The organism is Bradyrhizobium sp. NAS80.1 (assembly GCF_001908205.1).
Taxonomy (GTDB): Bacteria; Pseudomonadota; Alphaproteobacteria; order Rhizobiales; family Xanthobacteraceae; genus Bradyrhizobium.
In genome coordinates, this window is the sequence record NZ_LGHL01000109.1 from 69272 (window position 1) to 81308 (window position 12037).

Here is a 12037-nt window from a genome sequence, read left to right on the forward strand (position 1 = left end):
TAGCTGCATCCAATGTCCGGAATGAAGCGAAACGAGCGGGTGACCACCATGCAACGGACCGCAGCCGGCCTGTCCGCCGGCGCCAGGACATCGGAGGCCGAACTGGTCGACCGCGCGCGGGGCCGTGACGAGGCCGCGTTGCGCGAGATCATGCAGGCCAACAACCGCAGGCTCTACCGCCTCGCACGCGGAATCCTGCGCAGCGACAGCGAAGCCGAGGATGTGGTGCAGGAAACCTACGTCCGGGCCTTCACCCATCTCGATGGCTTCAGGGGCGAGTCCGGCCTGTCGACCTGGCTGTCGCGCATTGCCATCAACGAAGCGCTCGGCCGGGCGCGAAGCGCCAAACCGCATGTCGAGCTCGGCTCGGTGCCCGAAGCCGCGCTCGAGGCGCAGATCATAAAATTTCCCTTTTCCCCCGCAGGCGATCCGGAAAGGACCATGGCCCAACGTGAAATCCAGCGCGTCGTCGAACGCGCGATCGATGAATTGCCGGATGTCTTCCGCATGGTGTTCATCGCGCGCGTCATGGAGGGCATGAACATCGAGGAGACCGCCGATCTGCTCGGGGTGAAGCCCGAAACCGTGAAGACGCGACTGCACCGCGCGCGGTCTCTGCTGCGCGAGAACGTCGAGAAGGAGATCGGCCCGGTGATGATGGACGCATTCCCGTTCGCCGGCTGGCGCTGCGAGCGCCTGACCGTGTCGGTGCTGAAACGTCTCGGCGTCGGCGGCTGAATTTTTCGGGAACCTCTGCGGCGATTTTCCATCCAATTCCTGTGAAGCAACGCGCCGGCAAAACGCCCGGCACCACAGGAGTGTCAAACCATGTTCATCCGATGGAGCGCGGCGATCGCCGCAGCCGTTCTGTTGTCGAGTCCCGCGCTGCTGCAAGGCGCCAGCGCGGCCGACAAGCCCACCGATCCGCAGATCGCCCACATCGCCTACACAGCGGGCGTGATCGATATCAACGCGGCCAAGCAGGCGTTGAAGAAGGCCAAGAGCAAGGACGTCAGGACGTTCGCCGAGGACATGGTGCGCGACCACGAGACGGTCAACAAGCAGGCGCTCGCGCTGGTCAAGAAGCTGAACGTCACGCCCGAGGATAACGACACCAGCCGCGCGCTGTCGAAGCAGGCGAGCGACAAGCTGGCCGAGCTCGACAAGCTGAGCGGCGCGGCCTTCGACAAGGCCTATGTCGCGAACGAGGTCGCCTACCACAAGACGGTCAACAGCGCGCTGGAAACCCAGCTCATTCCGTCCGCCAGCAATGCCGAGTTGAAGGGCTTGTTGCAGACCGGCCTGAAGATATTCCAGGGCCATGAGCAGCACGCCGAGCACGTCGCGGCTGAGCTGAAGTAGGGGAGAGGTGATGATGCCGGGACGCGTCGCTACGATCGCGCTTGCGGTCGCCTTCCTGCCGATGGTCGTCCCGGCGCACGCCGCGACCATAGAGATCACGATGGAGAATCTCGTGATCTCGCCGGCGGAAATGTCGGCGAAGGTTGGTGACACTATCGAGTGGATCAACAAGGACGTCTTCGTGCACACCGCGACGGCGAAGAACGGCGACTTCGACGTAAACCTGCCGCCGAAGAAATCGGCGACGTTCGTTTTGAAGAAGGCGGGAGTGGTCGATTATTACTGCCGCTATCATCCCAACATGAAAGCGACTCTCAAGGTCGAGCCGTGATGGAGAAGGTGCGCAATCCCGACTCGATCGGGAATATCTCCCGGCCATCGCGAGACTAATGCTTGTCCGGGGGAAACGGCTTCCGCGCGATAAACGCCACAGACTTCGCGAATAATTTCGCCAAGTCATTCATCCGTAGACTGGCCCCGCCCGTGTGGCGGGGTCATTTTCGGGAATGGCTTACTGCCTTGCGAGGGTGACCGAGAATTCGCCGTTGCGGATGCGGCCTGGAAAGCCCTCGACGAATTTCGCGACCGCGTCCTCGCCATAGGTGCCGACGAGCTCGGCAAAGGCCGCAAACAGGCTCGCCTGCGCCAGGCAGTCGCCGTCGACGCCGTCATGGCGCGCTTCGGCCCAGGCCTCGTTCAGATAGCTCAGTGCTGCCTGTTTCTGCTCGTGATCGGGCAGCGGCGCGCGGTCGGGGGCGTAGGAAATCGGCTGGCTCATGAAACTCGATCAGGCTGGGGCGCGATCCACGGCGATGCGCTGCACGAGAGGTGTAGCACGCGTATTAACGCCCGCTAGGCCACATCTTTAAGAACGGTTAACGGGTGTGAACAAATACGATGTCGTTGTTCCATCACGTGTCATTCCGGGACGCGCCGTTAGGCGCGGGCCCGGAATCCATCGTGCGGCAGTCTCTTGTAGCCCAATGGATTCTCAGATGCGCAATTGCGCATCGTAGCTCGCGACGTTGTCGCGCCCCGGAATGACGGAGAGAGCTCAGTTCGCGTACCGCGCCGTCAGATCGCGCGAGATTTTCGAGCCTTCCTCGATGTAGCGGCGGATCGCCACCGTGGCCGCCGGCGTGCAGCTCCGATAGGTCTGCTGAAAGCCGTTATAGCCGCGGTTGAAGCCCGCGATCATGCGGGTGCGGCGCTCGCCCGAGGGGGTTTCGGCATCGATCAGCGCCTGCATCTCGCTGCGCCATTTGTTGCCTTCGTTGGAACCGCAGATGCCGCGCAAATAGTGCAGGCCGCCAAGGATCTCCGCCAGCCGCTGCAAATCGGCGTCAAACGGGGCCGCTACGTCCTCGGCCCGGGAAGGCACCGCGGCGCAGGCGAGAATCAGGGCAAAAATGGCCAGAATTCGCGTGGACATCGACGGCTGTATGCCCCCTTGGGGCGGTGGACGCAAGGCGGGGCCGTCAGGGTCCGATAAGCCGGTGGGCGGACTGGATGACCTCTTCCAGCCCCCCCGGTCAGCTTGAGGTCGCCGAGGCTGGCCAAGGCATCCGGGGCGATCCAGCGGTAATCGTCGAGCTCGTCGTTGAGAGCCGGCTCCCTGGCCACCCAGCGGGCGGCAAAGGACATGATCAGGTAATGGCCGGCGCCGGCCGTCGCGGGCAGCACCTCGCGCCAGCCGGAAAGGCCGATGATCTCGATGGCGAGCCCGGTCTCCTCGTCAACCTCGCGCGCCAGCGCCTGGTGCAGCGATTCGCCGAACTCGACCCGGCCGCCCGGCAGCGAATAGAACCCTTTTGCGGGCGAGCGCGCGCGGCGGACCAGCAGCACCTTGCCTTCACGGAAGATGGCCGCGCTGACCGCGAGCTGGGGATGGGTGGGCTGGACAACCGAGGTCATATCTCTCACCTTCCCGAGCTCAGCTCGCCATGATGGTGTCGACGTCGGCTTCCGCTCCGCCATTGATGATGCCGCCGCAGGCCGCGATCAGCGGCTTGACCCAGAGCGTGGCCTGCTCGGCGAGGCGGACACGGGTCGTGTCCTTCTCGACCTCGCGCATGGCTGAGCCGACCGCGGTCAGGATCGAGGTCATGGTGTCGGTGATGTGGTCGAACTGGGCGCGCACGCTGGGATCGGCCTTCTCATAGGCCTCGATTGCCAGATCCCGTGCCTTGAAATTCGAGGCGGTGAAATGCTCGGCATAGGACAGAGGGGTCCAGGTCAAAAAGTCTTCCGCGCATTCCGGCATGTCCGGTACCATTTCAAGCAGCATCACGGCTTCATTGAAATGGTTGAGATAGTCGGTGGCAAGCCCGGTCCGCGGGTTGATGTTGGCCACGCGCAGCCGCTCGGCCCAGGCTTCCGCCTCGGGGCCCGTCTGTACATGCGTCCGCGCGGGTCGGGAGGCCGTTGAGCTCATCTGCCGCAGTGTTAGGGTTCGGAGTTAAAAGGACCTGAACGTACCCTATATAGGCTCCCAAGCATGTGTGGACGCTTCGTCATAACTTCAGCCCCCGCGGCTTTGCGGCAACTGTTCGGCTATCGGGAGCAGCCGAATTTCCCGCCCCGATACAATGTCGCTCCGACACAACCGATTCCGGTCGTGCTGATCGAGAACGGCGCGCGCCATTTCCGCCTGATGCGCTGGGGCCTGTTGCCGAGCTGGGTCAAGGATCCCAAAGGGTTTACGTTGCTGATCAACGCCCGCTCGGAGTCCGTGCTGGAGAAGCCGGCCTTCAGGCACGCGATTCGCCGGCGGCGCGGCCTGATTCCCGCCGACGGCTACTACGAATGGAAGGCGATCGACGGCCGCAAACAGCCGTTCTTCATCCATCGCGCCGATGGCGAGCCGCTCGGCTTTGCCTCGGTGTTCGAGACCTGGGTCGGGCCGAACGGCGAGGAGCTCGACACCGTCGCAATCGTCACGGCGGCGGCCAGCGAAGATTTGGCCACACTGCATGACCGCGTGCCGGTGACCATCAGCCCGCGCGATTTCGAGCGCTGGCTCGACAATCGCGGCGACGAGGTCGATGCGATCCTGCCGCTGATGACCGCCCCGCGCATCGGCGAATTCGCCTGGCACCCGGTCTCCACCCGCGTCAATCGCGTCGCCAATGACGACGAGCAGCTCTTGCTGCCGATCAGCGCGGAGGAGATGGAGGCGGAGGCACCGAAGCCGAAGAAGGTCGCGCGGAAGGCGGCGGTTGGCTCGGCGGATGACGGGCAGGGATCGTTGTTTTAGTTGAGCGCGCGCCATTTACTCCGCTGTCGTCCCGGGGCGCGCGTAGCGCGAGCCCGGGACCCATCACCACCGGCTTCAATTTGACGAAGACTCGTGGTTATCAGCTCGCGCTACAACTTCCCCCTGTGGTTATGGGTCCCGGATCTGCGCTCCGCTTGTCCGGGACGACAGTGAGTGTGTGGCAATACCTCATACGATCTCCCGCGCCCTTAGCGCTGCGATCTCCGCCGCATCAAAACCCAGCTCGCCCAGCACCGCGTCCGTATACGCGCCCAGTTCCGGCGCCATCCGGTCCAGCCTGCCGCCACCATGGGCGAGCTTGAATCCGCTGCCGGCAAAGCGCAGGCGGCCGTATTGCGTATCCAGTTCCTGGATCGCACCACGCGCCTTGATTTGTGGGTGGTCGATGACCTCCTCGACTTTCCAGATGCTGGCGCAGGGCGCGCCGGCGTCTTCCAGAATTTTCTCCCATTCGCGCGCCGGCTTTGCCGCAAGCGCCTGCTCGATGATGGCGCGCAGTGCGGGCTCGTTCTCGTTGCGCGCGAACCAGTCGGCAAAGCGCGGATCGCTAAGCGTATCCTCGCGGCCGAGCGCAGACATCAGCGCGCGGTATTGCTTCTCGTTGTTGACAGCGAGCAGGATGTGGCCGTCGCCGCATTTGAACAAATTCGCAGTGGTTCTGCGGCTTACCGCCTGGTTGCCCGAGAGCTGCTGGCGATGGCCGGCGACCGACCAGTCCGCGATCTGCCCCGAGAGAAACGCCATTGTCGCTTCCAGCATGGAGACGTCAATGAGCTGGCCCTTGCCGGTGCGGTCGCGCTGGTAGAGCGCGCTAGACACGCCGAACGCGGCGGTCGCGCCCGACAGAACGTCGCAGACGGCAAAGCCCGCGCGCGTCGGTCCGGTTTCGGGATGGCCGGTGATCGCCATGATGCCCGACAGCGCCTGCATCTTGCCGTCGTAGCCGGGCCGCAGGCGATCGGGGCCGGTCTGGCCGAAGCCGGACACGGCGCAATAGATCAGTTTTGGATTGATCGCGGAGAGCGCTTCATAGCCGATGCCGAGCTTGTCCATCACGCCCGGACGAAAATTTTCCATGACCACGTCGACCGTTGCGGCGAGCTTTTTCACGATCGCGATCGCCTCTGGCTTCTGCAGGTCGAGCGTGAGGCTGCGCTTGTTGCCGTTGATGGCCTGGAACGCCGGCGCGAGGCCGCGCTCGGCCCATTCGCGCGAGAGCGGCGTGCGGCGCATGTCCTCGCCCTCGCGCCGCTCGACCTTGATGACGTCGGCCCCCAGCAGCGCGAGCTGGTAGCTCGCATAGGGGCCGGCCAGCACTTGCGTGAAATCCAAGATCTTCACGCCCTCGAACGGTCGCGTCACGTCGCTCTCCCCTTTGATTGTCGTTATCGGAGGACGTCAGGCGGCGCGGTTGCCGCGAGCGATCTCCTTCTGCTTGTCGAATTCGGCGCGGCGGCGCGCCAGCTCCTCAGGGCTAAGCTGTGCGACGTTGTTGTAGTCGAGCTTCCAGGAGGCGTCCTCGCTCCAGCGCAGCGGCGACTGCATGGTCGTCTGCGGACCGCTCGCGGTCTCCAGCAGCCGCAGCGCCAGCTCGAGCGTCTGCGCCTGCGAGGCGACGTCGTGCGGCTTTCCGGCGGAATTGCCGAGCGGGAAATCACTGAACAGGAGGCGCGGCACGGCGGCGTACTCGATGATGTCCTTGGCGCAGCCCATCACCACGGTCGGAATGCCGTTCCGCTCCAGGTGCCGTGCCACCAATGCCGTGGTCTGGTGGCACACCGGGCAGTTCGGCACCAGCACGGCGACATCGACCTTGTCCGCAAGGCACCGCGCCAGGATTTCCGGCGCGTCGGTGTCGAGGGTGACGCGATGGCTGCGGTTGGTCGGCGCACCGAAGAAGCGCGGGGCGACTTCGCCGATCCGGTCCGCAGCGCTCGCTTTAAGGAGCTGGGGCAGCGGAAACCATGTGCCGTTGTCAGTGGCCGCGGTGTGCTTGCGGTCGTAGCCGATGTGCGAGATGCGAAGATCGTGCTGCTTCGACGTGTCGCCGTCATAGACCTGGTAGAACTTCGCGCTGCCGTTATACGCCGCGCCCGGACCCTGGTCGCCCTTGGTCGGATCGAAAGGCGCCGCGGTGGTGATGATCGTGACGCGCGATTGGGAGAGCCGCTTCTTCAGCGGCTGGAACGGCGCCTCGGTGTAGTGCGCCCAGCGATAGGGCGTGGTGTAGCCGATCGCGGTGTAATAGTCGCGCGTGCGCTGCATATAGGGGACGGGAGAGTCATAGTCGGGCGCAAAGCCAAATTCGTCGTCGCGCGGAGCGGACATGGGGCGCGTCTCCTGGTTCTTGGTTAGGGCCAGACTAGAGATAGTCGGCGATCAGCTCAACGGGGGGCAGGGCGGCGCAGGTCTGAATTGCAGTGCGCAATGGCTCGCCGCGCAGCAGGTCCGCTCCCTCTCCCCGCAAGCGGGGCGAGGTGAACGAAGCCAGCGGGCACTACCGAAATACATGCAGCGCCGCATATTGCAGCAGCATGATCGCCTTGGCGTCGATGATCCGTCCGTCCGCGATCATGGCCAGCGCCTCGTCGATTCCGAGTTCCAGCACCTCGATGTCCTCGCCTTCGTGCGCAAGGCCGCCGCCGTCGCTGACGCGCATCTCCGGCTCGTACTCGGCGACGAAGAAATGCAGCTTCTCGGTCACGGCGCCGGGGCTCATGAACGCCTCGAACACCTTGTGGACGTGGTGCAGGCGATAGCCGGTTTCCTCCTCGGCCTCGGCGCGGATGCGCACCTCGGGGGAGGCATCGTCCAGCACGCCGGCGGCCGCTTCGATCAATAGATCGTCGTAGCCGCGGATATAGGCCGGCAGACGGAACTGGCGCACCAGGATCACTGTGCGCCGTGCGCGATTGTAGGGCAGCACGGCTGCGGCGTTGTCGCGCTCATAGGTTTCCCGCTGCTGCGTCTGCCACTCGCCATTGGCGCGCCGGTACTCGAGCGTCGTGTTCTTCAGGACGGTCCAGTTGTCCGAGAGCACGCGAACGTCCTTGATGCGGACGCGGTCGGAAATGGTCATGGCTGTCTTCCAGATACGAGTTACGGCGTGGGACCGCGGCCATCGAGCCACTTCTGGAACATCACCGAGGTGGATTCCGCAAAGCCGAGCGACTGGTAGAACGCGCCGGCCTGTGTGTTCTCGCGCCGGACGAGGAGCTGGAGCTTTGCAATGCCGGCCTGACGCAGCCAGTCCTCGGCTGCCGCCATGATCACCCGGCCATGGCCGCGCTTGCGGCTGTCAGGATCGACCGCGACGTAATAGACCCAGCCGCGATGGCCGTCATGGCCGACCATGACGGTCGCGACGATCGCGCCGCCATCGCGGCCAATCAGCACGGTCGAGTTGTCGCGCCGCCGCGCCAGCGCGATGTCGGCATGCGGATCGTTCCAGGGCCGCGTCAGGCCGCAGCGCTGCCACAGCGCCACGACGGCTTCGATATCGGCATCCGCGATCGCTGCAATCGCGAGCGGGGCCGGGGCGACGGACACGTTCACAGCACCTTCCCCGGATTCATGATGCCCAGCGGATCGAGCATCGCCTTGATGGAGCGCATCAGTTCGATCGCGGTCTTGTCCTTCACATCAGGCAATTCATCGCGCTTGAGCACGCCGATGCCGTGCTCGGCCGAGATCGAGCCGCCCATGCGCAGCACGATCTCGAACACCACCGCGTTCATCTCGTGCCAGCGCGCCAGATAATCCGCGGTGTTGGCGCCGACGGGCTGGCTGACATTGTAGTGCAGATTGCCGTCGCCGAGATGGCCGAAAGGCACCGGCCGTGCGCCGGGGATCAGCTTCACCACGGCTGCGTCGGCCTCCGCGATGAAGGCGGGCACGGCGGCGACGGGCACGGAGATGTCGTGCTTGATCGAGCCGCCCTCCGGCTTCTGCGCCGCCGACATTTCGTCGCGCAGCTTCCAGAAGCCGGCACGCTGGGTGAGGTTGGCCGCGATCACGGCGTCGTCGACGATCTGCTCTTCCATGGCACGGCCGAGGATCGTTTCCAGCGGCGTGCGGGCATCGTCGCTGGCTGCGGACAATTCCATCAGCACGTACCAGGGGTGCTTCTGCTCCAGGGGATCGCGCACGTCGATGCCGTGCCGGATCGAGAAGTCGACTGCCATCTCCGACAGCAGCTCGAAGCTCGTCAGTGCATTTGCAGCCTCGCTTTGCGCGATCGTCAGCAGCTTCAGCGCCGCCGCCGGCGACTTCAGCCCGACGAAGGCGGTCTCGACCGCCCGCGGCTTCGGGAACAGCTTGAGGGTCGCGGCCGTGATGATGCCGAGCGTGCCTTCCGCACCGATGAAGAGGTTATGCAGATTATAGCCGGTGTTGTCCTTCTTCAGCTTCGACAGCACGTTGAGCACGCGCCCGTCGGCCAGCACCACCTCGAGCCCCAGCGCCATCTCGCGCGCGACGCCATAGGCGAGCGCGGCCGTGCCGCCGGCATTGGTCGAGAGATTGCCGCCGATGGTGCAGCTTCCCTCCGCGCCCAGCGAAAGCGGAAACAGCCGATCCATTTCGGCTGCCTTCTGCTGCGCGATCTGCAACACGACGCCGGCCTCACAGGTCATGGTGTTCGAGGCAGTGTCGACCTCGCGGATCTTGTCGAGCCGGCGCAGCGACACCACGACCTCGCCATTGTGCGGTGTCTGTCCGCCGACGAGCCCGGTGTTGCCGCCCTGCGGCACCAGCGCGATCCTGTGTTCGGAAGCGAGCTTGCAGATCGCGGAGACTTCCGCGGTCGAGCCCGGACGCAGCACCAGCGGCGAGCGGCCGTGAAACAGGTTACGCTCCTCGGTGACATAGGCCTCGATATCGGCCGCATCCGTGATCGCATGGCGGTCGCCGACGATTTTGCGGAATTGTTCGATCAGCTCCGGCGCAAGCGGTGGGGTGGCAGATTTGTTGATGTTCATCGCTTCGTCTCTTCTTCCACTCTTATCGCGCAACCGCCGCCCGGCGCAGCCGGTCGTTGATCGCTTCGCCCAAACCGTCCTCGGGGATCGCCATCACGGCGATCGCCCGCGGGCTCTTCGCATCGAGGGCCCGAAGATAACCGAACAGATTGGCGGCAGCTTCATCGAGATCAGCCGCGGGCGACAAATTCATGACAGCCGCGGCGGTCTCCAGGCCGGGCAGGCGCGCAGGGCCGAACGCCAGCAGCGCTTCGCCCGGCGCCACGTCGCGCGCATTGAGACGCACATTGGCGCGCGGCGCGTAGTGCGAGGCCAGCATGCCCGGCGCCAGCGGCTGGTTATCGTCGCCCTCGGCCTCCACAGGCGGCCGCGCCAGCGGCGTGCCCAGCACGGCCTCGATTCGCTCGCGTGATAATCCGCCGGGGCGGAGCAGCATCAAGGCCTCGAAGCAGCCCACGATGGTCGACTCGACGCCGACTGCGACCGGCCCGCCGTCGACGATGAGGTCGATCCGCCCCGAAAGGTCGCTTTCGACATGGGCGGCGAGCGTCGGCGAGACATGGCCGGAGATATTTGCAGACGGGGCCACCACCGCCCCGCCAAAGGCGCGCAAGATCGCTTCCGTCACCGGGTGAGCGGGGATGCGGATCGCGACCGTATCGAGGCCTGCGGTGGCAAGCTCCGCGACCGGGCAGCCGTCCGCCTTCGGCACCACCAGCGTCAGCGGCCCCGGCCAGAACGCCTCCGCAAGGCTCAGGGCGCGTGCATCGAACCGGCCTATCCGCCGCGCGGCGGCAATATCTGGGACATGTGCGATCAGCGGATTGAAGGCCGGTCGGCCCTTGGCGGCGTAGAGATGGGCGATCGCGGTGGCATTGGCGGCATCCGCCCCGAGCCCGTAGACCGTCTCGGTCGGAAATGCGACCAGCCCGCCGGCGGCCAATGTCCGGGCGGCGGCTTCCGCACCGGCCGGGCCGGCCGGCAAAATCAGCGTTTCAAGATCCGTTTTCACAGAGACAAAATTCCTCGTATCGGCCGCTTGCGGTGCGTCAAACCCGACGCTATAAGCCGCCTTCTTGTCGGAGTGTGGCTCAGCCCGGTAGAGCACTGCGTTCGGGACGCAGGGGTCGCAGGTTCGAATCCTGCCACTCCGACCAAGAGCTTCAAATACTTAGACATTCTCTCTTTTCCAACCCCCCCGAATAATCTCCCGAAGAATAGCTGCTCCCCGAAAATCAGGCCGCAGCGCGCTTCTTCGCCATCGCTGTGATGTTCTCGATCGCTTCGGCCTGATAGTCCGGATGGTGTTGGCCGTAGACTCGGGCGCGAAAACGACTTCGTGAGGCACTGGCGTTGCGATCGTTCCCATCGTGCTTTGAAGCATCGCAGGACTGAGGCGCTGACACGAGAACGTGGCGTGGCTCATGGTTGAGCCCCTCTCAACTTTTGTACTTCATTGGACCAGTTCATCGCGATATATCGCCCGCCGGAGAGCATGGCGATGTTTCGAGGACGGAAGAGCAAATCTCGCGCACGTGATGCGCAGCTTGCGGAGCAACGGCGCGAGCACAACAAGAGCTCCGGCGGGGACATCCGGGCTTCTATCGCCGAGTTGAGAAGCGTGCCGCGGGAGAAGCTCGCGGATGCGGTGTTCCTGCTTTCGATGGCGGCAAAGCACCAAAGCAATCAGATACGACGATCGATCGATGAACGCGCCGGGGCCGAGTTCGAGTTTGAACCGCCACCGAATGGAGACCTGGCCGACTATCTTGCGGCGGAGGCAGTTTCGGTTTTGCGCCATCATGAGGCTGATGTGCCGAGGTTCGTGGATCTCCTGACCCAGCGATCGCCTGACGTCGACTTCACTGTCGACAAAAGAGACGCCGCTTCAATGCTTGCCTCGACGATCCGGGAGCAACGGCTCGAAGGCATTCTCGAAGGTCTCAGACTTGCCGGCCTTCTGAACGAGTCCTCAAAGGATCGTCATTCCGCTTCTGGTTCATAGGCGCGAAGCGATTTACCGGAGCCTCCGGCCGTTGGCGGATGGCACGTACGTGTTCTCGGCGCGCGCCAAATGCGTGCAATTGGGAGCCGGTCTGGCTGCATCACGCTCGTGCGGCCTAAACAGGACGAGCAGGCTTGCTGCTCTGCTACGTGGGCACGAGAAAATGGGGGTGTGGAAAACTTTTCATTTTTCGCTTGCAGTCACACGAGCGAGCGTCTATCCCTCCAACCACTGAGCGCGGCGCCGCCGGGTCACTGACCAGGGCGAGCGAACGCGCCGCTGATGCTCCTCACCTTGTTGAGTGAACACAACAACTGACGCCAGTCGGTTGGGTTCATTCTTCGTCGGTAAGGGTATCGAAGCCTTCCGCTCAGGAAGGTTGGGACCTCCACGGTTCCGGGCTGTTTGACAAGT

Annotated in this window: 14 protein-coding genes, 1 tRNA gene and 1 pseudogene; 6 read left to right on the top strand and 10 right to left on the bottom strand. The window is 64.4% G+C overall.

Translation table 11 applies throughout. The annotated features are described in order from the left end of the window. Window positions 1-48: 48 nt before the first annotated feature. The 3 genes from AC629_RS23870 to AC629_RS23880 all read left to right on the top strand — a co-directional run bounded on the left by AC629_RS23870 (window position 49) and on the right by AC629_RS23880 (window position 1693). Window positions 49-738: an RNA polymerase sigma factor gene (locus AC629_RS23870; RefSeq protein ID WP_084807411.1), complete on the top strand. Its 690-nt coding sequence runs from the start codon at window positions 49-51 to the stop codon at window positions 736-738. A 90-nt stretch (window positions 739-828) separates the two neighbouring features. Continuing rightward, window positions 829-1362, top strand: a complete 534-nt coding sequence (locus tag AC629_RS23875) for a DUF4142 domain-containing protein (RefSeq protein WP_084807390.1) — start codon at window positions 829-831, stop codon at window positions 1360-1362. Window positions 1363-1372: 10 nt separating this feature from the next. After that, on the top strand, window positions 1373-1693 hold the full coding sequence (locus tag AC629_RS23880; RefSeq protein ID WP_143199391.1) for a cupredoxin domain-containing protein: 321 nt from the start codon (window positions 1373-1375) through the stop codon (window positions 1691-1693). Between the two features lie 180 nt (window positions 1694-1873). Here the strand turns inward: AC629_RS23880 and AC629_RS23885 are convergent, their stop codons facing one another. The 4 genes and pseudogenes from AC629_RS23885 to AC629_RS23900 all read right to left on the bottom strand — a co-directional run bounded on the left by AC629_RS23885 (window position 1874) and on the right by AC629_RS23900 (window position 3796). Further along, on the bottom strand, window positions 1874-2140 hold the full coding sequence (locus AC629_RS23885; protein WP_084807391.1) for a hypothetical protein: 267 nt from the start codon (window positions 2138-2140) through the stop codon (window positions 1874-1876). 276 nt (window positions 2141-2416) lie between these two features. Beyond that, entirely contained in the window at window positions 2417-2794 is a 378-nt protein-coding gene (locus tag AC629_RS23890) for a TIGR02301 family protein (protein ID WP_084807392.1), read from the bottom strand. Window positions 2795-2840: 46 nt separating this feature from the next. After that, a pseudogene (locus tag AC629_RS23895) lies at window positions 2841-3276 on the bottom strand (NUDIX hydrolase). A 19-nt stretch (window positions 3277-3295) separates the two neighbouring features. After that, entirely contained in the window at window positions 3296-3796 is a 501-nt protein-coding gene (locus AC629_RS23900; RefSeq protein WP_084807393.1) for a hypothetical protein, read from the bottom strand. Between the two features lie 63 nt (window positions 3797-3859). Between AC629_RS23900 and AC629_RS23905 the strand changes: the two genes are divergently transcribed. After that, entirely contained in the window at window positions 3860-4618 is a 759-nt protein-coding gene (locus AC629_RS23905) for an SOS response-associated peptidase (RefSeq protein ID WP_084807394.1), read from the top strand. Between the two features lie 189 nt (window positions 4619-4807). Here the strand turns inward: AC629_RS23905 and AC629_RS23910 are convergent, their stop codons facing one another. From AC629_RS23910 to AC629_RS23935, 6 genes are all read right to left on the bottom strand, one after another. Continuing rightward, window positions 4808-6001, bottom strand: coding sequence for a CaiB/BaiF CoA transferase family protein (locus AC629_RS23910; protein ID WP_084807395.1), 1194 nt, complete (start codon window positions 5999-6001; stop codon window positions 4808-4810). A gap of 36 nt (window positions 6002-6037) precedes the next feature. Then, on the bottom strand, window positions 6038-6967 hold the full coding sequence (locus AC629_RS23915) for a glycine reductase (protein WP_084807396.1): 930 nt from the start codon (window positions 6965-6967) through the stop codon (window positions 6038-6040). Between the two features lie 169 nt (window positions 6968-7136). Next, complete coding sequence (locus tag AC629_RS23920; RefSeq protein WP_084807397.1) at window positions 7137-7718, bottom strand: NUDIX hydrolase; 582 nt, start codon at window positions 7716-7718, stop codon at window positions 7137-7139. Between the two features lie 20 nt (window positions 7719-7738). Then, window positions 7739-8188 carry a GNAT family acetyltransferase gene (locus AC629_RS23925; RefSeq protein ID WP_084807413.1) on the bottom strand — a complete coding sequence of 150 codons (450 nt, stop codon included), beginning with the start codon at window positions 8186-8188 and terminating at the stop codon, window positions 7739-7741. A 2-nt stretch (window positions 8189-8190) separates the two neighbouring features. After that, window positions 8191-9618 carry an FAD-binding oxidoreductase gene (locus AC629_RS23930; RefSeq protein WP_084807398.1) on the bottom strand — a complete coding sequence of 476 codons (1428 nt, stop codon included), beginning with the start codon at window positions 9616-9618 and terminating at the stop codon, window positions 8191-8193. A gap of 22 nt (window positions 9619-9640) precedes the next feature. Next, on the bottom strand, window positions 9641-10630 hold the full coding sequence (locus tag AC629_RS23935) for an L-threonylcarbamoyladenylate synthase (protein ID WP_143199392.1): 990 nt from the start codon (window positions 10628-10630) through the stop codon (window positions 9641-9643). A gap of 68 nt (window positions 10631-10698) precedes the next feature. Between AC629_RS23935 and AC629_RS23940 the strand changes: the two genes are divergently transcribed. Together AC629_RS23940 and AC629_RS23945 are read left to right on the top strand one after the other, a co-directional pair. Next, window positions 10699-10775, top strand: a tRNA-Pro gene (locus AC629_RS23940). 338 nt (window positions 10776-11113) lie between these two features. Next, window positions 11114-11623, top strand: coding sequence for a hypothetical protein (locus AC629_RS23945; protein ID WP_245331982.1), 510 nt, complete (start codon window positions 11114-11116; stop codon window positions 11621-11623). Window positions 11624-12037 lie beyond the last annotated feature (414 nt).

Excerpts from the sequence above, each read along its gene's own strand:
- AC629_RS23890 (WP_084807392.1), bottom strand. The coding sequence starts at position 2,794 with ATGTCCACGCGAATTCTGGCCATTTTTGCCCTGATTCTCGCCTGCGCC.
- AC629_RS23885 (WP_084807391.1), bottom strand. The coding sequence starts at position 2,140 with ATGAGCCAGCCGATTTCCTACGCCCCCGACCGCGCGCCGCTGCCCGAT.
- AC629_RS23900 (WP_084807393.1), bottom strand. The coding sequence starts at position 3,796 with ATGAGCTCAACGGCCTCCCGACCCGCGCGGACGCATGTACAGACGGGC.
- AC629_RS23875 (WP_084807390.1), top strand. The coding sequence starts at position 829 with ATGTTCATCCGATGGAGCGCGGCGATCGCCGCAGCCGTTCTGTTGTCG.
- AC629_RS23930 (WP_084807398.1), bottom strand. The coding sequence starts at position 9,618 with ATGAACATCAACAAATCTGCCACCCCACCGCTTGCGCCGGAGCTGATC.
- AC629_RS23880 (WP_143199391.1), top strand. The coding sequence starts at position 1,373 with ATGATGCCGGGACGCGTCGCTACGATCGCGCTTGCGGTCGCCTTCCTG.
- AC629_RS23945 (WP_245331982.1), top strand. The coding sequence starts at position 11,114 with ATGGCGATGTTTCGAGGACGGAAGAGCAAATCTCGCGCACGTGATGCG.
- AC629_RS23920 (WP_084807397.1), bottom strand. The coding sequence starts at position 7,718 with ATGACCATTTCCGACCGCGTCCGCATCAAGGACGTTCGCGTGCTCTCG.
- AC629_RS23915 (WP_084807396.1), bottom strand. The coding sequence starts at position 6,967 with ATGTCCGCTCCGCGCGACGACGAATTTGGCTTTGCGCCCGACTATGAC.
- AC629_RS23905 (WP_084807394.1), top strand. The coding sequence starts at position 3,860 with ATGTGTGGACGCTTCGTCATAACTTCAGCCCCCGCGGCTTTGCGGCAA.
- AC629_RS23870 (WP_084807411.1), top strand. The coding sequence starts at position 49 with ATGCAACGGACCGCAGCCGGCCTGTCCGCCGGCGCCAGGACATCGGAG.